This window comes from Paraburkholderia unamae, assembly GCF_003268775.1.
Lineage (GTDB): Bacteria > Pseudomonadota > Gammaproteobacteria > Burkholderiales > Burkholderiaceae > Paraburkholderia > Paraburkholderia unamae.
This window is the reverse complement of record NZ_QLSU01000007.1, coordinates 1-20252: the sequence shown is the minus strand read 5'-3', so window position 1 is coordinate 20252 and position 20252 is coordinate 1. Positions and strand designations below refer to the sequence as shown.

Annotated in this window: 15 protein-coding genes and 1 pseudogene; 8 read left to right on the top strand and 8 right to left on the bottom strand. The window is 65.1% G+C overall.

The genetic code is table 11. The annotated features are described in order from the left end of the window. Nucleotides 1-12: 12 nt before the first annotated feature. Entirely contained in the window at nucleotides 13-924 is a 912-nt protein-coding gene (locus C7401_RS13305; RefSeq protein WP_112171864.1) for an NAD kinase, read from the bottom strand. Nucleotides 925-1169: 245 nt separating this feature from the next. On the opposite strand from C7401_RS13305, the gene hrcA reads away from it, so the two are divergent. The 7 genes from hrcA to pabB all read left to right on the top strand — a co-directional run bounded on the left by hrcA (nucleotide 1170) and on the right by pabB (nucleotide 10583). Next, nucleotides 1170-2189: a heat-inducible transcriptional repressor HrcA gene (gene hrcA, locus C7401_RS13300; RefSeq protein WP_181565578.1), complete on the top strand. Its 1020-nt coding sequence runs from the start codon at nucleotides 1170-1172 to the stop codon at nucleotides 2187-2189. A 201-nt stretch (nucleotides 2190-2390) separates the two neighbouring features. After that, the gene (gene hemH, locus C7401_RS13295) at nucleotides 2391-3458 is read left to right on the top strand and encodes a ferrochelatase (RefSeq protein ID WP_112172105.1); all 1068 of its coding nucleotides are present in this window, start codon (nucleotides 2391-2393) and stop codon (nucleotides 3456-3458) included. Between the two features lie 35 nt (nucleotides 3459-3493). After that, complete coding sequence (locus C7401_RS13290) at nucleotides 3494-3901, top strand: RNA-binding S4 domain-containing protein (RefSeq protein WP_112171863.1); 408 nt, start codon at nucleotides 3494-3496, stop codon at nucleotides 3899-3901. A 538-nt stretch (nucleotides 3902-4439) separates the two neighbouring features. Next, nucleotides 4440-5024 carry a nucleotide exchange factor GrpE gene (gene grpE, locus C7401_RS13285; RefSeq protein WP_112172104.1) on the top strand — a complete coding sequence of 195 codons (585 nt, stop codon included), beginning with the start codon at nucleotides 4440-4442 and terminating at the stop codon, nucleotides 5022-5024. A gap of 237 nt (nucleotides 5025-5261) precedes the next feature. After that, the gene (gene dnaK / locus C7401_RS13280) at nucleotides 5262-7220 is read left to right on the top strand and encodes a molecular chaperone DnaK (protein WP_112171862.1); all 1959 of its coding nucleotides are present in this window, start codon (nucleotides 5262-5264) and stop codon (nucleotides 7218-7220) included. A gap of 281 nt (nucleotides 7221-7501) precedes the next feature. After that, a complete protein-coding gene (dnaJ, locus tag C7401_RS13275; protein WP_112171861.1) occupies nucleotides 7502-8635 on the top strand; it encodes a molecular chaperone DnaJ in 1134 nt (377 codons plus the stop codon). A gap of 52 nt (nucleotides 8636-8687) precedes the next feature. Beyond that, nucleotides 8688-10583: an aminodeoxychorismate synthase component I gene (pabB, locus tag C7401_RS13270; protein WP_112171860.1), complete on the top strand. Its 1896-nt coding sequence runs from the start codon at nucleotides 8688-8690 to the stop codon at nucleotides 10581-10583. Between the two features lie 78 nt (nucleotides 10584-10661). Here pabB and panB read toward each other — a convergent pair whose 3' ends face one another. The 6 genes and pseudogenes from panB to hda all read right to left on the bottom strand — a co-directional run. Next, nucleotides 10662-11477, bottom strand: coding sequence for a 3-methyl-2-oxobutanoate hydroxymethyltransferase (gene panB / locus C7401_RS13265; protein ID WP_112171859.1), 816 nt, complete (start codon nucleotides 11475-11477; stop codon nucleotides 10662-10664). A 67-nt stretch (nucleotides 11478-11544) separates the two neighbouring features. Continuing rightward, nucleotides 11545-12237: a deoxynucleoside kinase gene (locus C7401_RS13260; RefSeq protein WP_112171858.1), complete on the bottom strand. Its 693-nt coding sequence runs from the start codon at nucleotides 12235-12237 to the stop codon at nucleotides 11545-11547. Then, entirely contained in the window at nucleotides 12234-12773 is a 540-nt protein-coding gene (gene folK / locus C7401_RS13255; protein ID WP_112171857.1) for a 2-amino-4-hydroxy-6-hydroxymethyldihydropteridine diphosphokinase, read from the bottom strand. Before folK ends, C7401_RS13260 begins: the two co-directional genes overlap by 4 nt. 72 nt (nucleotides 12774-12845) lie before the next feature. Continuing rightward, nucleotides 12846-14477, bottom strand: coding sequence for a polynucleotide adenylyltransferase PcnB (gene pcnB / locus C7401_RS13250; RefSeq protein WP_112171856.1), 1632 nt, complete (start codon nucleotides 14475-14477; stop codon nucleotides 12846-12848). After that, entirely contained in the window at nucleotides 14474-15160 is a 687-nt protein-coding gene (locus C7401_RS13245) for a histidinol-phosphatase (RefSeq protein ID WP_112171855.1), read from the bottom strand. The genes pcnB and C7401_RS13245 overlap by 4 nt, the downstream gene beginning before the upstream one ends. A 713-nt stretch (nucleotides 15161-15873) precedes the next feature. Then, nucleotides 15874-16551, bottom strand: a pseudogene (gene hda, locus C7401_RS13240) (DnaA regulatory inactivator Hda); the annotation flags it as partial. Between the two features lie 299 nt (nucleotides 16552-16850). Between hda and purM the strand changes: the two are divergent. Beyond that, nucleotides 16851-17924 (top strand): phosphoribosylformylglycinamidine cyclo-ligase, encoded by a 1074-nt coding sequence (gene purM / locus C7401_RS13235; protein ID WP_112171854.1) that lies wholly within the window; start codon nucleotides 16851-16853, stop codon nucleotides 17922-17924. Between the two features lie 93 nt (nucleotides 17925-18017). On the opposite strand, the gene C7401_RS13230 is transcribed toward purM, so the two are convergent. Continuing rightward, the gene (locus C7401_RS13230; protein ID WP_165841773.1) at nucleotides 18018-18692 is read right to left on the bottom strand and encodes a Crp/Fnr family transcriptional regulator; all 675 of its coding nucleotides are present in this window, start codon (nucleotides 18690-18692) and stop codon (nucleotides 18018-18020) included. Between the last annotated feature and the right edge of the window lie 1560 nt (nucleotides 18693-20252).

The window sequence follows — 20252 nt, the reverse complement described above, 5'->3', positions numbered from 1 at the left end:
TAGGGCTCGGGTTCAGTCTTCCGGGTCGTTCTGCAACGAGGGGTGCTCGTTCCAGTGCAGCTTCTTGCGCAGCGTACGGTAGTAGCTGTAGCCCACGGGGTGCAGGAAGGGCACGGTGTGGCGCGAGCGGCGCACCTCGATCACGTCGTTCAGTTCGAGCGCCGTGAACGACTGCATGTCGAAGTTCACGTTGACGTCGCGTCCCGCCACGATCTGGATGCTCACCTTGCAGTCGTCCGGCAGCACGATGGGGCGGTTCGAAAGCGCATGCGGGGCAATCGGCACGAGCACGATGCCTTGCAATTGCGGATGCAGGATCGGCCCCTGCGACGAGAGCGCGTAAGCGGTCGAGCCCGTGGGCGTCGCGACGATCAGGCCGTCCGAGCGCTGGTTGTACATGAAGCGGCCGTCCACGTTCACGCGCAGCTCCGCCATGCCGGAAAAGCCGCTGCGGTTCACGACCACGTCATTGAAGGCGAGCGCGTGATAGATCGGGTCGCCGTCGCGCGTGATGCGCGATTCGAGCAGCGAGCGCTCCTCGCGCTCGAACGAGCCCGCGAGCAGTTGCGGCACGACCTCCTGCATTTCGGAAAACGCGATGTCGGTGATGAAGCCGAGACGCCCGTGGTTGATGCCGATGAGCGGCGTGCGGTAGGGCGCGAGCTGGCGGCCGATGCCGAGCATCGTGCCATCGCCGCCGAGCACCACGGCTACGTCCGCGCGCGCGCCGATCTCGGCGGGCTGAAGCGCGGGATAGCCCTGCGCGCCGATTTCCTCCGCGGTCTGCGCTTCGAACACGACCTCGAAGCCGCGCTTCGCAATGGTCTGGGCGAGCGCCGACAGCGGCTCGGCGATGCCTGGCGTATTGCTGCGCCCGACTAGCGCAACCGTCTTGAACTGGCTCTGGATCTTATGGATCTGCATGCCGGCATTACACCATAGTCAGGTCGCGAAAAGAACCTGGCGCGGGCCCCGGACGCCCCGCCGGGCCTTGCATGCCGCGCTTTCCAGCCCGAAGCCGGTGACACGGCGATGACAAAACGCGAGCGCGAGGCGCGCCGGCCGGGGGCGCGGGCAGCAAGCCGCGCGCCGTGCCGCGCGGCTTGCCCGAAGGCCGCGCCACGCGGCGTACTCGCCGTGAACCCGCCATTAGGCTAAAATTTTCAGTCATGCTAGATCCCCGCGCACAAACCCTCCTCAAAACGCTGATCGAGCGCTACATCGCCGAAGGTCAGCCGGTCGGCTCGCGCACGTTGTCGCGCTATTCCGGCCTGGAGCTGAGCCCAGCGACCATTCGCAACGTGATGTCGGACCTCGAGGAACTGGGGCTCGTGTCCAGCCCGCACACCTCGGCCGGGCGCGTGCCCACGCCGCGCGGCTACCGCCTGTTCGTCGACACCATGCTCACCGTCGAGCCAGGTTCCGAGGACGACGCGGTCACGCGCGCGGTGAAAACCACGCTGCGCCCCGGCGAGCCGCAGAAGGTGGTGGCGGCGGCGGCCAGCGTGCTGTCGAACCTCTCGCAGTTCGCGGGCGTGGTGCTCACGCCGCGGCGCAGCCACGTGTTCAAGCAGATCGAGTTCATGCGCCTGTCCGACAAGCGCATCCTGCTCATCATCGTGACGCCCGAAGGCGACGTGCAGAACCGCATCATGGCGACGCAGCGCGACTTCACGCCTTCCGAGCTGATCGAAGCCTCCAATTACATCAACGCGCATTTTGCCGGCCTTTCGTTCGACGAGGTGCGCCGCCGCTTGCGCGAGGAAATCGACGCGCTGCGCGGCGACATGACGACACTCATGCACGCGGCCGTGACCGCGAGCACCGAGGAGCCCGAAAGCGGCGACACCGTGCTCATCTCCGGCGAGCGCAACCTGCTCGAAGTGGCCGATCTTTCGTCGGACATGGCGCGCCTGCGCAAGCTGTTCGACGTGTTCGACCAGAAAACCAGCCTCCTGCAACTGCTCGACGTTTCGAGTCACGCGCAGGGCGTGCAGATTTTCATCGGCGGCGAGTCGAACCTCGTGCCGATCGAGGAAATGAGCGTGGTGACGGCGCCCTACGAGGTGAACGGCAAGATCGTGGGTACGCTCGGCGTGATCGGGCCGACCCGCATGGCCTACAACCGCGTGATTCCGATCGTGGACATCACCGCGCGCCTGCTTTCGCTCACGCTCAGCCAGAACTGAGCGCCGGGCCGGGGCCACCCCCGCCTTTCCTGAGATCGTCGCCGAAAGCCGCGTTGCGCGCCATTAGCCGAACGGCCAACGTGCGGCGAGCCCGCGAACGGCGGCGCGGCGCCACCCGGTTGGCCCGCCAGGGGCGCCCGCTATAATGCTTGTTTCATGCAACCGTTGCCGCGCGAAAAGCGTGGCGCCACTGACTCGCCTATGCGTTTCGACCTGGAGCGGCCTTCGCAGTCCGCCGCGGCGCATCGCGTCGCCGTGCTGCTCATCAATCTGGGCACGCCGGACGCGCCCACGCCGCGCGCCGTGCGCCGCTATCTCGCGCAGTTCCTCTCCGATCCGCGCGTGGTCGAGATTCCGGCGCCCATCTGGCAGGTCATCCTGCGCGCGCTGATCCTGCCGCTGCGCGGCCGCTCGTCGGCGAAAAAGTACGCGGCGGTGTGGACGCCCGAGGGCTCGCCGCTGCGCGTGCACACGCAAAAGCAGACCGACGGCCTGCGCCATCTGCTACAGATCAACGACTACACGGTGCTCGTCGACTACGCGATGCGCTACGGCACGCCCGACATCCCGGCGATGCTCAACCAGCTCAAGCTGGCGGGCGCGGAACGCATCCTGCTCATGCCGATGTACCCGCAATATTCGGCGTCGACCACGGCCACGGCGTTCGACGCGGCGTTCGTCGCGCTGCGGCGCATGCGCAACCAGCCGGAAATCCGCACGGTGCGCGGCTATCACGACCATCCGGCCTATATCGCGGCGCTCGCGGCCCAGGTGCACCAGTACTGGCACGCACACGGCAAGCCCGATTTCGCCGCGGGCGATCGCCTCGTGCTGAGCTTTCACGGCGTGCCGAGCCGTACGCTCGACCTCGGCGACCCGTATCACGACCAGTGCCAGCAGACCGCCGCGCTGCTCACGCACGCGCTGGAGCTGACGCCGGTGGAGTGCCGGGTCACGTTCCAGTCGCGTTTCGGGCGCGCGCAGTGGCTCCAGCCGTACACGGCGCCGACGCTGCGCGAGCTGGGCGCGGGCGGCGTGCGGCGCGCCGACGTGTTTTGCCCCGGTTTCACGGCCGACTGCCTCGAAACCATCGAGGAAATCGGCATGGAGGTGCGCGACGAATTCCTGCACGGCGGCGGCAAGGAATTCCACCGCATTCCGTGCCTGAACGCTTCGCCCGCATGGATTTCGGCGCTGGGCGAGATCGTTGCGCAGCACTTGCAGGGCTGGCCCGTGCAGGCCGCGGCGAGCGCCGGCGCGGTGGCCTGAGTGGCCACCTCGGCGGCTCATCCGGAAAGCATCTGATGAACTACAAGATCTCGACTGAACCTGGCGCGCGGTTGCGCATCGACAAGTGGCTCTGGGCGGCGCGCTTCTTCAAGACGCGCTCGCTCGCCTCGGACGCCGTGAACAAGGGCCACGTGCGCATTCGCGGCGACGCCGTGAAGGCGTCGAAGGACGTGCGCGTGGGCGACCTCGTGGAATTCGAGATCGATCACGTGGTGTGGGAAGTGGAAGTGCTGGGCATTTGCGACGTGCGCGGCCCCGCCAGCGTTGCGCAAACGCTTTATGCGGAAACCGCGGCCGGGCGCGAGCGGCGCACGGCCGAACAGGAGCGGCGGCGGCTCTTTCGGGAGCCGGCCGCCGTGTTGCAGGGCAGGCCGACCAAGCGCGACCGCCGCACTATCGACAAACTTTCGCGTGAGGGTTGAACAGCGCTTCCATCGTGGCGTGCACGCCACCGTACTCCGTCGTGTTTTCGTTCACGGCGCCTGACATGCAGATGGTCGTGGTTCCGGCGATGAGTACCAGCGCGACCACCGATATGGCAAAGGTCAGTTTCACGGTACTCCCCCTTGGGATTGCTGCAAAACGGCCAGTTTCGAGGCCTGGTTAGCGAGTTTGTTGGCTAAAAATTTGCTAATCCCAGGCCCATTCGGTACGGTGCCGCACTCAGGGTAAACACGCCATGAGCAGCACCTGTTCCTGAGTGTAGGTCAGGGTTGGCCCGTACTCAATTTCATTCTTGCGGCACTGCGGTAATGGTTGTAACGGGCAGTTTCGGCGCCTTGATCCCTGTATAAAAAAACGCCGGAAGGCCTTGAAACAAGCGATCCGGCACCCATGTGCTGTCCCGATGTATGAAGCATCTGTCGCGCTGGCGCAACAGCCGGCGGCGCGGCGGAAAGGGCGGCGGCAACGCGCCCGATGCTTTGTTCCCTTTTTTACTATTCAACGACGTTCAGCGACATGGAAAACACGCAAGAGAACCCGACGAGCCAGAACCCCACGCCCGCGGACGAGGCGTCGCAAGCCCAGGCGCCGGCTGGCCAGCCACAGGCGGCCGAAGCTGCCGAGCAGGCAACGCAAGGCGGCGTGGACCAGAACGCTGCCGCGCTGGCGGAAGCCCAGGCGAAGATCGCCGAATTGCAGGACGCCTTCGTCCGCGCCAAGGCCGAGACGGAAAACGTCCGCCGCCGCGCGCAGGAAGACGTCACCAAGGCGCACAAGTTCGCCATCGAAAGCTTCGCCGAGCATCTGCTGCCGGTGATGGACAGCCTCGAAGCCGCGCTCGCGCACAACTCCGACGATCTGGCCAAGGTCAACGAAGGCGTCGAGCTCACGCTCAGGCAACTCACCGGCGCGCTCGAGAAGGGCAAGGTCCTCGCGATCAACCCGGTGGGCGAGAAGTTCGACCCGCACCGTCACCAGGCCATTTCGATGGTGCCGTCCGAGCAGGAAGCCAACACCGTCGTCAACGTGCTGCAAAAGGGCTATGTGATCGCCGACCGCGTGCTGCGTCCGGCGCTCGTGACCGTTTCGGCACCGAAGTAAGCGGAAAGAAAGGCAATCGGCGGCCTGGGCGACAAAACGGGGCGCCGATTGAAAAAAATGATGGAACGCATAGCCTGAACCCCTTGAAAACGCCGTCTCGGCACTTATTTGGGCAGCAGTTCCGAATTTTTGTGGACACTAGCCGCGCTAAACGAAGCACGCGGCGTTGAGCGTGAAGTTTTAAAGCAGCGCGAAAGCGGCGTCCGCACAGCGATCAAAATTGGAGATTTGAGAAAAATGGGCAAAATCATTGGTATTGACCTCGGCACCACCAACTCGTGCGTGGCGCTGATGGAAGGCAATCAGGTCAAGGTGATCGAGAATTCCGAAGGCGCCCGTACGACGCCGTCGATCATCGCCTACATGGACGACAACGAAGTGCTGGTCGGCGCGCCGGCCAAGCGCCAGTCGGTCACCAACCCGAAGAACACGCTGTACGCGGTCAAGCGCCTGATCGGCCGCCGCTTCGACGAGAAGGAAGTGCAAAAGGACATCGGCCTGATGCCCTACAAGATCGTCAAGCACGACAACGGCGACGCCTGGGTCGAAGCGCATGGCTCGAAGCTCGCGCCGTCGCAGGTGTCGGCCGAAGTGCTGCGCAAGATGAAGAAGACCGCTGAAGACTACCTCGGCGAGCCGGTCACCGAAGCCGTGATCACGGTTCCCGCGTACTTCAACGACAGCCAGCGTCAGGCTACCAAGGACGCTGGCCGCATCGCCGGTCTGGAAGTCAAGCGCATCATCAACGAGCCGACGGCAGCCGCGCTCGCCTTCGGTCTGGACAAGGCCGAAAAGGGCGACCGCAAGATCGCCGTGTTCGACCTGGGCGGCGGCACGTTCGACATCTCGATCATCGAAATCGCGGACGTTGACGGCGAAATGCAGTTCGAAGTGCTCTCGACCAACGGCGACACGTTCCTCGGCGGCGAAGACTTCGACCAGCGCATCATCGATTACATCATCGGCGAGTTCAAGAAGGAGCAGGGCGTCGACCTCTCGAAGGACGTGCTCGCGCTGCAACGCCTGAAGGAAGCCGCTGAAAAGGCCAAGATCGAACTCTCGTCGGGCCAGCAGACCGAAATCAACCTGCCGTATATCACGGCGGACGCATCGGGTCCGAAGCACTTGAACCTGAAGATCACGCGCGCCAAGCTGGAAGCGCTGGTCGAAGAACTGATCGAGCGCACCATCGAGCCGTGCCGCGTGGCGATCAAGGACGCAGGCGTGAAGGTCAGCGACATCGACGACGTGATTCTCGTCGGCGGCCAGACGCGTATGCCGAAGGTGCAGGAGAAGGTCAAGGAGTTCTTCGGCAAGGACCCGCGCCGTGACGTGAACCCGGACGAAGCCGTGGCCGTTGGCGCCGCGATTCAAGGTCAGGTTCTGTCGGGCGACCGTAAGGACGTGCTGCTCCTCGACGTCACCCCGCTCTCGCTCGGTATCGAGACGCTCGGCGGCGTGATGACGAAGATGATCAACAAGAACACCACGATCCCGACCAAGCACGCACAGGTCTACTCGACGGCGGACGACAGCCAGTCGGCCGTGACGATCAAGGTGTTCCAGGGCGAACGCGAAATGGCGGCGGGCAACAAGCTGCTGGGCGAGTTCAACCTCGAAGGCATTCCGCCCGCACCGCGCGGCGTGCCGCAGATCGAAGTGAGCTTCGACATCGACGCGAACGGCATTCTGCACGTCGGCGCGAAGGACAAGGCGACCGGCAAGGAAAACCGCATCACGATCAAGGCGAACTCGGGTCTTTCGGAAGCCGAAATCGAGAAGATGGTGAAGGACGCCGAAGCGAACGCGGAAGAAGATCACCGTCTGCGTGAGCTGGCCGACGCGCGCAACCAGGGCGACGCGCTGGTTCACAGCACGAAGAAGGCCGTGGCCGAGTACGGCGACAAGATCGAAGCCAGCGAGAAGGAAGCGATCGAAACCGCGCTGAAGGACCTCGAAGAAACGCTGAAGAACGCGTCGGCCGACAAGGCGACGATCGAGGCGAAGGTCGAGACGCTGTCCACCGCTTCGCAGAAGCTCGGCGAAAAGATGTACGCCGACATGCAAGCGCAGCAAGCCGGGGCGGCAGGTGCAGCCGGTGCGGGCGCCGCAGGTGCGGGCGCGGCCGAGCAGGGCGCGCAGAACAACGCGGACGACGTGGTCGACGCCGAGTTCAAGGAAGTCAAGAAGGACTAAGTCGGTTCGTGGCGGTCATGACCGTTTCGCCTGATCGGCGGGCGGTCGTGACGTTACGAAAGCGGCCGCATCGGTTACGATGCGTGTCAGCTTTGAAGCGCCTGGCGAGCCGTTCGGCTCTCCGGGCACATTTGTTTTATGGAGGCCGTTCTCTTTCAGGGGCCGCCGCGGCGTGAAAACGCCCGTGCGGATGTTCGAAGGAACGGCAAACGGGTCACGAGATCCAGCATTCAAGAGGAGCCGGCGTGGGCCGCGAAGCACACGGCCGGCGTTGAACCGATATGGCGAAACGGGATTACTACGAGGTTCTGGGCGTCGCGAAGAACGCGAGCGACGACGAAATCAAGAAGGCGTATCGCAAGCTGGCGATGAAGTATCACCCCGACCGCAATCCGGACAACAAGGATGCGGAAGAGCATTTCAAGGAGGTCAAAGAGGCCTACGAGATGCTGTCGGACTCGCAAAAGCGCGCGGCATACGACCAGTACGGCCACGCGGGCGTCGATCCCAACATGGGCGGCGCCGGTGCGCAGGGCTTTGGCGGCTTCGCGGACGCTTTCGGCGACATCTTCGGCGATATCTTCGGCCAGGCCGCGGGCGGTCGCGGCGGCCAGCGCAGCGGCCCGCAGGTGTACCGCGGCGCGGACCTGCGCTACAGCATGGAAATCACGCTGGAGCAGGCGGCGCACGGCTACGAGACGCAAATTCGCGTGCCGGGCTGGAGCGGCTGTGAAGTGTGTCACGGCTCGGGCGCGAAGCCCGGCACCAAGCCGGAAACCTGCCCGACCTGTCACGGTTCGGGCCAGGTGCGCATGTCGCAAGGCTTTTTCAGCATCCAGCAGACCTGCCCGAAGTGCCACGGCACGGGTTCCTACATTCCCGAACCGTGCACGAACTGCCACGGCGCAGGGAAGGTGAAGGAAACCAAGACGCTCGAAGTGAAGATTCCGGCGGGCATCGACGACGGCATGCGCATTCGCTCGGCCGGCAACGGTGAGCCTGGCATCAACGGCGGGCCGTCGGGCGATCTGTACGTCGAGATCCACATCAAGCAGCACGCGGTGTTCGAGCGCGACGGCGACGACCTGCACTGCCAGATGCCGATTCCGTTCACCACGGCGGCGCTCGGCGGCGAGATCGAAGTGCCGACGCTGGCGGGCCGTGCGAGCTTCACGGTGCCCGAAGGCACGCAGTCGGGCAAGACGTTCCGCCTGCGCGGCAAGGGCATCAAGGGCCTGCGTTCGAGCATTGCCGGCGATCTGTACGTGCATGTCCAGGTGGAAACGCCGGTCAAGCTCACCGATCACCAGCGCGAGTTGCTCCAGCAATTCGAGAAGTCGCTCGTGGAAGGCGGCTCGCGCCACAGCCCGCAAAGCAAGAGCTGGTTCGACCGCGTGAAGAGCTTCTTCGACTGATGCCGTTTTGCGGCGTCACCACGCAGCAGGCAAGTAGCAGGTAGTCAAAGCAATGGCAGTCAATCCTGGTGGCGCGACGGGTGGGGCGGTTTTCGCGCTGCTCGACGACGGCGACTCGACGGCGGCGAGCCGTTCGAGCCGCCTCTATACGGGGTTCGTGCGCGAGCTGGCATGCGAGCGCGCGGCGGACCTCGACGCGGTGTGCGCGCAAGCGAACGCCGAACTGAGCGCGGGACGCCATGCGCTCGTGCTCGGCGACTACGAGTTCGGGCGTGCGCTCGAATTCGCGAAGCACGAAGCGTCGTCATCCAGTCAAACGCAGCACGGCCACGCCGCGCTGCGTTTTTTATTGTTCGAACGCTGCGAGAAGCTTTCGCGCGAAGAGGCCGATGTGTGGCTCGCCGCGCAAGAGGGCTGTGAAGCCCCTGCGGCCGCGGGCGTGGCGGGTGTGACGATCGGGGTCGATCGCGCGCGTTTCGAACAGGACATCGCCGCCGTGCAGGACGCCTTGCGCGCGGGCGAGTCGTATCAGATCAACTACACGTATCGGCTCGGCTTCGAGGCGTTCGGCTCGCCGCTCGCGCTTTACCGGCGGCTGCGCGAGCGTCAGCGCGTGCGCTATGGCGCGCTGATCGCGTTGCCGGGCGAGCGTTGGGTGCTCTCGTGCTCGCCGGAGCTGTTCGTCGAGAAGCACGGCACGACGTTGCGCGCGAAACCCATGAAGGGCACGGCCGCGCGCTCGTCGGACGCCGCGCAGGACGCCGCCGCCGAGCGCTTTCTCGCGACCGACCCGAAGAATCGCGCCGAAAACGTGATGATCGTCGATCTCCTGCGCAACGATCTCTCGCGCGTGGCGCAAACGGGCTCGGTGCAGGTGCCGGCGCTATTCAGCGTGGAGCCTTATGCCTCCGTCTGGCAGATGACCTCGACCGTTCAGGCGTTGCTGCGCGAAGGCACGACATTCGCCGACACGTTGCGCGCGCTCTTTCCGTGCGGCTCGATCACGGGCGCGCCCAAGCACCGGACGATGGAGCTGATCGAGGCGTTGGAGCACGCGCCGCGCGGGCTCTATACGGGCACGATAGGCTGGCTCGACGCGCCTCGCGAAGGCGACGCTTGCGGCGACTTCTGCCTTTCGGTCGTGATCCGCACGCTGACGCTCGATGCGCCCGGCAAGGGCGCGGGCGCCACGCGACGCGGCGAGATGGGCGTGGGCGCGGGCATCGTGCTCGACAGCGTGGCCGCCGACGAATACGAGGAGTGCCGTTTGAAAGCCCGATTCCTGACCGAAGCCGATCCCGGCATCGAATGCTTCGAAACGATGTTCGCGACGCGCGCGCTCGGCGTGCGCCATGTCGAACGCCACCTCGCGCGGCTTGCGGCGAGCGCGGCGTGGCTCGGTTTTCCGTGCGATGTGGAGGCGTTGCGCGCGCGTATCGGCGAAGCTTGCGCCGCGTTCGCCGACGAAAGCGCGCCGCACCGCGTGCGCCTCGCGCTCGGCAAGAGCGGGGCGGCCACGCTCACAAGCGCGCCGCTCGCGCCGCTCGCGCACGACACCGTGGGCGTGCTGCTCGCGCCGGACCACGGCTTTGCGCCGATCGAATCCGCCGACGCGCTGTTGCTGCGCAAGACCACGCGCCGCGCCGAATTCGATCGCGCCTGGCGCGAGGCGGAGGCGCAGGGCGGCTTCGACATGCTGTTCTTCAACGAGCGCGGCGAGCTGACCGAAGGCGGCCGCTCGAACGTGTTCGTGAAGCTCGAGGGCGCCTGGTGGACGCCGCCGCTTGCCTCGGGCGTGCTGCCGGGCGTGATGCGCGGCGTGCTGCTCGACGACGCATCGTTTGGCGCGAAGGAGCGCGTGCTCACGCGCGAAGACGTCCTCAACGCCGAAGCCTTGCTCATCACCAACGCACTGCGCGGCGCGGTGCCGGCGCGCTTGATGCAGTGAAGCGGCTGTCGCGAACCACAAAAACGAAGCGCGCTCCCCGGAGCGCGCTTTTTCATTCAGCGAAGCGAGATTGCCCGATCAGAACACGTGCTCGGGTCCGGGGAACGTGCCTTCCTTCACGGCTTGCACATACGCCCGCACGGCCGATTCGATATCGGGCTGGCCCGTCATGAAGTCCTTCACGAAGCGCGGGCGCTTGCCGGGGAAAATGCCGAGCATGTCGTGCAGCACGAGCACCTGGCCCGAGCAGTCCACACCCGCGCCAATGCCGATGGTCGGAATGCGCAGTTGCCTCGTGACTTCCGTGCCGAGCGCCGCGGGCACGGCCTCGATCACCACGAGCTGCGCGCCCGCTTCCTGGAGCGCGAGCGCGTCGCGAATCAGTTGCGTGGCGGCCGCGTCGCTCTTGCCTTGCACCTTGAACCCGCCGAACGCATGCACCGACTGCGGCGTGAGACCGATGTGCGCGCACACCGGCACGGCGCGCTCGACCAGCATCTTCACCGTCGGCGCGAGCCATTCGCCGCCTTCGATCTTCACCATCTGCGCGCCCGCGCGCATGAGCTTCACCGAGTTCGCGAACGCGTCTTCGGGCGTGCCGAAGGTGCCGAACGGCAGATCGGCGACGATCAGCGCCTTCGTTTGCGCGCGCGCCACGCAGGCCGTGTGATAGGCGATGTCGTCGATGGTGACGGGCAGCGTCGTCGTGTGGCCCTGGAGCACATTGCCGAGCGAGTCGCCGATCAGCACCGTATCCACGCCCGCGCGGTCGCACAGCGCCGAGAAGCTCGCGTCGTAGCAGGTCAGCATGGCGATGCGCTCGCCCGCGTCGCGCATGGCCTGGAGTTTGGGCACGGTGACCGCGCTGCGGCTCGTTTCCTGCAGGTAAGTCATGGGGAAATCCGTTGGGAAAGGGGAAAACGGGGAGGGGCGGCGTCGCCGGGTCGCGTCAGCGCGACGGCTATAGCGACGTGCCCTTGACGAACGATTCCTTGCGGCCGCGCATCGTCTCGATACGTTCGGCGATCAGCGCAAGGTCCGCATCGGAGTCGGGCAGATCCAGATGCTCCGCGCCGACGGTCAACACCGGCGCACGATCGTAATGATAGAAAAAGTCGTTGTAGCTGTCGCACAGCGCTCGCAGGAACGCGTCCGAGATATGCAGCTCGCGCGGCACCGCGCGCTTCTGGATGCGTGCGTAGAGCACCTCGGGGCTCGCCTGCAAATAGACGACGAGGTCGGGCGCGGACGCGTTCACGGCAAGACGCGCGGCGAGTGCGCGAAAGAGCGGCAGTTCGTCGTCGCTCAAGGTGAGGCGCGCGAACAGGTCGTTGCGCTCGCCCAGAAAATTCGTCACGAGCGGTACGCCCGCGGCGCGGCGCGCGGCCACGTCGTGCGCGAGCCGTTCGCGTTGCAGCGCGACGTGCAACTGCGCGGCGAGCGCGTGCGAGGACGCACCGGCTTCGCGATAGACGCGCTCCAGGAACGGATTGTCGGCGTTCGATTCGAAGAGGGTCTGCATCGACCAGCGTTCGGCGAGGCGCGTGGCGAGCGTGGTCTTGCCCGCGCCGATCGGCCCTTCGATCACGATGTACTGGAGCGCTGCGGGCCGCGGGGCGCGTGCGCTCACGAGCGGCAGGGGCGTCGTGCTCATCGGCAGTTGTCCGGCGGCGGCACGTCCGGCGTGCTCGCGATGCCAAGGCACTGGCACATCGGCTTGACCTTCTCGATGCGCTGGTCGGCCACGGCGGTGAGGAACGCGCTGGCCGGGCCCAGGCCCGGAATCACGAGTTCGGGATCGATCTCGACGAGCGGCACGAGCGCGAACGCGCGGCCCGTCATGCGCGGATGCGGCACGATGAGATCGGGTTCGTCGATGCGCAGCGCGCCGTAGAGCAGGATGTCGATGTCGAGCGTGCGGGGCGCGTTGCGAAAGGGACGCTCCCGGCCGAAGTGATGCTCGACGCGCTGGCACAGCCCAAGCAGCGCGTGAACGTCGAGACAGGTCTCGATCTTCACGACGCAGTTGTAATAGTCGTCGCCGCCCGCGTCGATGGGCGCGGTGCGGTACAGACTCGATTTGGCGACGACGGAGAGGGTGTGCTGTTGTGCAAGGCACACCACCGCGTCTTTGAGAGTCTGGCGCGCATCCCCCAGATTCGCGCCAATTCCCAGCCAGGCAACCGTCATGGCTTCACTTCCTGCGACTTTCGTTGCGGTTCGACCCATGCGCGTCGCGGCGTGCCGCGACCTCGCACGATGTCAGTCCTCGTGCGGACCGGCGTGGTCGCCATGGTCTGCACTGCTCGCTTCACGCACGTCACCGGCGTCGCCATGCTCCGGCGCGCCATCTTCGCCCGTTTTACGGCTCTTCGCGCCGCCGCGGCGGCGGCGCTTGCGCGGCGCGCGTTCCTTGCCGCCCTGCGCGAGCAGGGCTTCGCGGGCCGCGCCGTCGCCGTCGATGAAGTCGGTCCACCACTGGCCGACCTCGGCGTCGAGCTCTCCCGATTCGCAGCGCAGCAGGAGGAAATCATACGCCGCTCTAAATCTTTGGTGTTCCAGCAGCTTCATCGCGCTGCGGCCGCGCTTTTCGAGGCGCAGTTGCAAGCCCCAGATCTCGCGCATGTCCGACGAGTAGCGGCGATGGATCGCGAGCTTCTCCGTTTGCGCGTCGATCACGTCGTCCATCGCGCGATGCAGCGCCGGCACCGGAATTTCGCCCTCGGCCGTGTACTGCTGCCAGCGTTGCTGCACGTCGTGCCACAGGAGCGTGGCGAACAGGAAGCCCGGCGATACCGGCTTGCCCGCACGCACGCGCGCGTCGGTGTTCGAGAGCGCGAGCGTGATGAAGCGCTCGCCCTGCGGCTGTTCGAGAATCACGTCGAGCAGCGGCAGCAGGCCGTGATGCAGCCCTTCCTTGCGCAACCACTTGAGGCATTCGAGCGCGTGGCCCGAGAGCAGCAGCTTGAGCATCTCGTCGAACAGACGCGCCGCCGGCACGTTGTTGATGAGGTCCGCGAGCTTCGTGATCGGCTCGCGCGTGTGTTCCTCGATCTCGAAGCCGAGCTTCGCCGCGAAACGCACCACGCGCATCATGCGCACCGGATCTTCGCGGTAACGCGTGGCCGGGTCGCCGATCATGCGCAACAGGCGCGCGCGCATGTCGGCCATCCCGTTGTGATAGTCGAGCACCGTCTGCGTGGCCGGGTCGTAGTACATCGCGTTGATCGTGAAGTCGCGGCGCGTGGCGTCTTCGTGCTGCTCGCCCCACACGTTGTCGCGCAGCACGCGGCCGCTTGCGTCCACGGCGTGGGTCTTGCGGTCGAGCTCGTCGCGGCGCATGCGCTTCGCGGGCGCCGGAGCGGGGGCAGGCGCGGTGTCGGCGGCCGGCGCGTCCACCAGCGCGCGGAACGTCGAGACCTCGATGATTTCCTGGCCGAACTGCACGTGCACGATCTGAAAACGCCGGCCGATGATGCGCGCGCGGCGGAACAGCTTCTGCACCTGGTCGGGTGTGGCGTCGGTCGCCACGTCGAAGTCCTTGGGCGCCACGCCGAGCAGCAGGTCGCGCACCGCACCGCCCACGATGAACGCCCGGAAGCCCGCCTGTTGCAGGCCTTCGGTCACGCGCACGGCGTTGCGCGAAATGAGCGCGGGATTGATGCCGTGGACATCGGCGGACAGGATCACGGGCGTGGCCGGGTCGCTGACGCCCTTGGCCGCGCGCGGCTTCGATGACTTCTGTGCGCCGGCCGGCTTGCGGCGCGCACGCGTGCTGCCGGCCTGCGCGCCTTCATGTTCGGCGGCGTGCGGCTCGGCGGCCTGGGTTTCGCTGTCTTGCGCCGTTTCGGCGTCGTCCTGGCCGAACAGCTTGCGGATGAGTTTCTTGATCACTGGGCTTGGAACAAATCGAGGATGCGCCAGCCCGCTTTTTGCGCGTGAGCGCGCAGGGTGTCGTCGGGGTTGGTGGCGATCGGGTCGGTGACCTTTTCGAGCAGCGGAATGTCGTTGTGTGAGTCGCTATAGAAGTAGCTGTGCTCGAAGTCCGACCAGCGCTTGCCGATCGAGGTGAGCCATTGTTCGACGCGCACGATCTTGCCTTCGCGGTAGCTCGGCGTGCCGGTCGGGCGGCCGGTGAAAGCCGACGCCGGATGGCCGTCCACGGTTTCGACTTCGCACGCGATCAGCTTTTCCACGCCGAACGCCTCGGCGATGGGCGCCGTGATGAATTCGTTGGTGGCGGTGACCACGCAGCAGAGGTCGCCCGCTTCCTTGTGCTGTTTCACGAGCTCCAGCGCGGCCGGCAGGATGGTCGGCGTGATGACTTCGTGCATGTACTGGTCGTGCCATGCCTTCAACTGCGCGCGCGAATACTTCGCGAGCGGCGTGAGCATGGCGACGAGGTAAGCCTGAATGTCGAGCCGGCCGGCCTTGTAGTCGGCGTAGAAGCGGTCGTTCTGTTCGGCGAAGCGCTCGGCGTCCACGATGCCGAGCTTCACCATGAAGCGGCCCCATTCGTGGTCGCTGTCGGTGGGGATCAGCGTGTGATCGAGATCGAAAAGTGCAAGGTTAGCCATGGGCGCTCATTTTACTTGAAGCGGGGGCCGCCGTTGCCTGCGCCGGCGGGCGGCGTCGGTGCGGCGCAGTCCGCGGGAGATTCGGGTGGGTTCGGCCCGCCCGGCACGGCAGGCGCGTCGGGCCGGGGCGGTGCTTCGCCTTCGGCGTGATCCACGGGCGTGTTGTTCGTGGCGGCTGAGTCGGGCGCTGCGGGTGTGTCTGGTGCATCGGGCGCGGTCGGCGTTTGTTCTGGCGCTTGTTCCAGTGTTTGTTCCGGTGTTTGTTCCACCGCCGCCGCAGGCGGATCGAGATCGCCGCGCAGCTCGCCGGTCATTTCGTTGCTCACGTCGGCTTCGACTTCGCCCTTGAGTTCGGTGCCCAGTTCCTTGTGGACCACATGACGGTATTTGGCCCCCAATTCGCCTTCGACGTTGTCGGTCGGCTTGTCGAACGGCACCGGCAGCGGCTCTCGCGCCTGCAAGGCGGGCGGCTTCGGCGCCTCGTAGGGTTGGGCGGAGTCGTCCGGCGCGGCATCTGCCACGGCGGGCTCGGGGGCGTCGGGGGCAGCCAGGGGCAAGAGCAGTGCGTCGCCCGCATCTGGCGGCGTTTGCGCCGCATCGGCGTCGCCCGCGTCGCCTGCCTTGCCCGTGTCATCCGTTGCCGGATCGTCTTCGGGCGGCAGATCGTCCGGCTCCATCGCGCTCGCGACGCTCACCAGCTCGCCCACGCCCTTGGCGAGCATCGTGCGCAAGAGCGGCAGCGTCACCGCGCGCTTCTGTTCGAGCGAGAAGCGGTCGAGCGCGTCGAGCAGCCCCATCAAGCTCGGCATGTCGCGCCGGAAATGCGTGAGCAGGTAGGCGGGCACATCGTCGGCCAGCGCAATGCCGCGCTCGCGCGCCGCGAGCTTGAGGATGGCCGCCTTGCCTTCGTCGGAAAGCGGCGCGAGGTGGAACACGAGGCCCCAGCCAAGGCGCGTGCGCAGGTCCTCGCGCACCGCGAGCCCCATGGGCGGCGCGCTGCCCGTCGCGACGAGCGCGCAGGCGGGGTACGCGCGCACCTCGTTGAACAGGTTGAACAGGGCGATCTGCTGGGCGCCCGAAAGCGCGTCGCAGTCGTCCACCGCGTAGATCGTCACGCGCGGATCGAACGTGAACGCGGCCAGCGCGCTTTGCGGCCCGATATAGCGCACGTGGCCCGGCGGCGCTTCGTAGGCGAGCGCTTGCAGCAGATGGCTGCGGCCGTTGCCGGGCTCGCCCCAGACGTAGAACGTGCGGTCGGAGATCGGGCCCGCCGTGAGCGCCGCGTCGAGACCGCGCAGGCGTGCGACCAGCTCGGCGTTGGCGCCGATATGGAAGTTGTCGAAGGTCGATGGCGGCGGGGTGCCGAGATCGAGCGTTAACTGTCGCTGCACGGTCTGTCTGGACGGAATCAGTTCTGGTAAAGCGTGCTATCGCAATGACTGCGGCTATGACCGCGGGAATGACCGCGGACACCGCAGTGTCGCCGCGACACGACGCCAGGGGCGTGCGAGCCCCCGGTCCGGTGAGCGGTCCGACGCGGATACGGCGTGAAAAACGGTGTGTTCTGCGGCAAAACCAGGGTTCCGGTTGGGGGCGAAGGCGCGTGCGCGCCAAAACTCGCTCCGGGCGCGGCGGCGAGGCGCCGTCAATCGGTTAAAATCGCATTTTACCGACCTTCTGGCGCTTCCCCATGAATCAACCGAAATCCGGCCCCGCTAATCAGGCACAGTCGCAGGAACAAGGCCTCTCCTACGCCGACGCTGGCGTCGACATGGTCGCGGGCGACGCGCTCGTCGATCGCATCAAGCCGTTTGCGAAGAAGACCCTGCGCGAAGGCGTGATGGGCGGCATCGGCGGATTCGGCGCGCTCTTCGAAGTGCCGAAGAAGTACAAGGAGCCCGTGCTCGTTTCGGGCACCGACGGCGTGGGCACCAAGCTGCGCCTCGCGTTTCATCTGAACAAACACGACACGGTCGGCCAGGATCTCGTCGCGATGAGCGTGAATGACATCCTCGTGCAGGGCGCCGAGCCGCTGTTCTTCCTCGACTACTTCGCCTGCGGCAAGCTGGACGTCGATACGGCGGCCACGGTCGTGAAGGGCATCGCACAAGGCTGCGAACTGTCGGGCTGCGCGCTGATCGGCGGCGAAACGGCCGAAATGCCGGGCATGTACCCCGACGGCGAATACGATCTGGCCGGCTTCGCGGTGGGCGCCGTGGAAAAGAGCAAGATCATCGACGGCAGCACGATCGCCCCCGGCGACGTGGTGCTGGGTCTCGCCTCGAGCGGCATCCATTCGAACGGCTTCTCGCTCGTGCGCAAGATCATCGAGCGCGCGCAGCCGGACCTCGCCGCCGACTTTGACGGCCGCTCGCTTGCCGACGCGCTGATGGCGCCCACGCGCATCTACGTGAAGCCGCTGCTCAAGCTGATGGAAACGATTACCGTGAAGGGCATGGCGCACATCACGGGCGGCGGTCTCGTCGAGAACATTCCGCGCGTGCTGCGCGAAGGCCTCACGGCCGAACTGGATCAGGCAGCATGGCCGCTGCCGCCGCTCTTCTCGTGGCTGCAAAAGCACGGCGGCGTGGCCGATGCGGAAATGCACCGCGTGTTCAACTGCGGCATTGGCATGGCCGTGGTCGTGGCGGCCGATCAGGCCGACGCTGCCGTAGCCCAACTGGCCGCAGCCGGCGAGCAGGTGTGGAAGATCGGCGTGGTGCGCGCAAGCAAGGAAGGCGAGGCGCAGACCGTGGTGGTCTGAGTCCGGGGGTAACAACCCGCAGCATGAAAAATGGCCAGCGCAACGCTGGCCATTTTTGTTTGTAGCGGCGGATTTGTAGCCGCCCTTTGTCGCTCAGCCGGCAGCGAGCTGGCGCAGCGCCATGCGATCGTTGATGCGGATCGCGCGGCCTTCGCGCTTGATGACGCCGCGCTTTTCCAGCGACGAGATCACGCGCGAGACCGTTTCGCGGCTCACCTTCGCCATCGCCGCGATCGTGCTCTGATTGGGCAACTCGACGAGCGGGAGATCGCCCGCCAGCCGCTCGCCGATGGTCGACTCGATCACGGCGCTCACGCGCGCGCCGGCGCGCGACTGGCTATGCGCATTGCGGGCGGTGATGAGGCCCATATAGCGCTGCGCCATGAGGTTGTTCAGCGCGCGCGCGACATCGGGATCGCCGAGCAACTGGCGCGCATGGGCGCGGTCGAGCAGGCCGACCACGCTGTCCTTGGCCGCGGCGACATTGGCGCACACCGGCACGCGGTTGAGGATGGAAACCTCGCCCGCGCATTCGCGCGGATTGACGACACTCACCGGGAGTTCCGTGCCGTCCTCGGAATACGTCGAGACGCGCAACTGACCTTCGATGAGGAAAATGAGCGGTGCCTGCGCATCTCCCTGGAAGCAGATGTAATCGCCCTCCTTGACGGTTGCAACCTTGGTGAATCTGGTTGCGACGTCAACGATTTCGTCTCTTGCATTGCAAAGCAGAACCTGATCTTTCAATACGTCGTGATGGGTATTCATTGCCTGGCGCATCGAAACTACCCCGGCGAAGCGAATGAGCGTTCGCTGGAGCTTTCGTGCCTCTCTCGGATGTTTTGCTTGTTCTTTGTCGATGAATCTTGCTTTTGCAGCGATCGTGTATTCAGTCTCTCAGCAACGGGTGGTGCCTGGCCTCTCGGATAAGTTGTGGGTCTCTCGACGATTTAATCGTTCTGGTTGAATGGCGCGCCGGTTGTTCGCTTGCGTTTTGGTCTCGCGCGTTTTGCACTTGTATTACGGCAACCGGCTGTAAAACCTTTGGCATTTATCTAATTCATCAGACGAATAGCGATTCGGATTCTTCAATTGCCGGTGCGATGTGGCACGCATATTCACATGCCTCCAGGCGCGGCATAGAAGCGGATTCCATTCCCTGATTTCTCAGCCAAATTCCAATTGTTCTAACCCTTTCTTTTTACTTTCAAACGTCAGGGTGCGCTTTCAACTCTTGCTTCTGCTTTCAATGATGCAGTGGCCGAGGTTCTATCGATTCGGCAATAAAGATGCAATGAAGGGTTTATTTCAATGATTTGAAGAGCGGGCGGCGCACGAAAACGTTTGCAATTAGGGGCGGATGTTGACTTGTCATTGATCGCTCCCGGTTGTGGCGGGGGAGGCGGCGATGTTGCCGGCGTTGGACAGGCAGGGCGGGAAAGGGGAGGGGACGACGCAAGGTCATCTCGTGCACCCGGCGTTCAAAATGTGATGGTCGTCACATTTCTGCGGGCGTGGATCGTGACGTGACGGTGACGCGGTGTGACGTCGGACCTTGGTGCGAACGTAGGGCGAACGCGTGCGGGTCATCGCCGTGATGCCGTTGTGATGACAACGTTTCCAGCACAACGGAAAAGAAATGGCGGTAGCGGATTGGTTCGTTATGTGTCGATCGCAAGGCAAATTCTGTGCAAACGTTTGCGCTGTTTTTGCTATCGGCTATTCGCTCGCACACACGCTGCTAATTTGCCTTTGAGTGACTAACAATTGCGGACCGTTGTCGTAATTGTGATATGCGTCACAGTATTTCATATTCGCGCTGCTTAGAATGAGCAGCCCCCAAGTGGGGCAGCCATGTAACACCCAGCAGCAAGCCGTCGACTCCATAGAATCGGGGTTGACGGCCCCATCCCACGGGCTTCTGCCCGCCTGCCGTCCGGCAACCGATAAGTACAACTACGCATCAAGGAAGCACTCGCAACAGTCCGCAAGGAATTTTCGGTTTTGTGCGTGCGATCACATTTTGTGCTTTTCACTCAACTGACAATTCACCCTCGTCCCGGCCCGTCCGGGGCGGGGCATCGTCAATCGCATGTGGATTGTCTTGCCTTGATGAGTGTCCCTCTTGCGATGCCGACACATTAAACGGCAATAACAGACCTTTTTGGGGTGTTTATACATGGCTGCTGCAGATTACTACTCCCAGGTACAACAGGCTTACATCGCCTACTATGGCCGTCCGGCTGACCCGGCTGGCCTGATTTACTGGGCAAACCAGCTCAACCAGGCTGGTGGCGACCTGAACCAGATCATCAACGCATTCGGCAA

Bases quoted from the DNA above. Each gene is read 5' to 3' on its own strand.
- dnaK (WP_112171862.1), top strand. From the start codon at position 5,262: ATGGGCAAAATCATTGGTATTGACCTCGGCACCACCAACTCGTGCGTG.
- C7401_RS13260 (WP_112171858.1), bottom strand. From the start codon at position 12,237: ATGAGCACGACGCCCCTGCCGCTCGTGAGCGCACGCGCCCCGCGGCCC.
- purM (WP_112171854.1), top strand. From the start codon at position 16,851: ATGAATCAACCGAAATCCGGCCCCGCTAATCAGGCACAGTCGCAGGAA.
- pabB (WP_112171860.1), top strand. From the start codon at position 8,688: ATGGCAGTCAATCCTGGTGGCGCGACGGGTGGGGCGGTTTTCGCGCTG.
- hemH (WP_112172105.1), top strand. From the start codon at position 2,391: ATGCGTTTCGACCTGGAGCGGCCTTCGCAGTCCGCCGCGGCGCATCGC.
- dnaJ (WP_112171861.1), top strand. From the start codon at position 7,502: ATGGCGAAACGGGATTACTACGAGGTTCTGGGCGTCGCGAAGAACGCG.
- C7401_RS13230 (WP_165841773.1), bottom strand. From the start codon at position 18,692: ATGAATACCCATCACGACGTATTGAAAGATCAGGTTCTGCTTTGCAAT.
- folK (WP_112171857.1), bottom strand. From the start codon at position 12,773: ATGACGGTTGCCTGGCTGGGAATTGGCGCGAATCTGGGGGATGCGCGC.
- C7401_RS13245 (WP_112171855.1), bottom strand. From the start codon at position 15,160: ATGGCTAACCTTGCACTTTTCGATCTCGATCACACGCTGATCCCCACC.
- panB (WP_112171859.1), bottom strand. From the start codon at position 11,477: ATGACTTACCTGCAGGAAACGAGCCGCAGCGCGGTCACCGTGCCCAAA.
- grpE (WP_112172104.1), top strand. From the start codon at position 4,440: ATGGAAAACACGCAAGAGAACCCGACGAGCCAGAACCCCACGCCCGCG.
- hrcA (WP_181565578.1), top strand. From the start codon at position 1,170: ATGCTAGATCCCCGCGCACAAACCCTCCTCAAAACGCTGATCGAGCGC.
- C7401_RS13305 (WP_112171864.1), bottom strand. From the start codon at position 924: ATGCAGATCCATAAGATCCAGAGCCAGTTCAAGACGGTTGCGCTAGTC.
- C7401_RS13290 (WP_112171863.1), top strand. From the start codon at position 3,494: ATGAACTACAAGATCTCGACTGAACCTGGCGCGCGGTTGCGCATCGAC.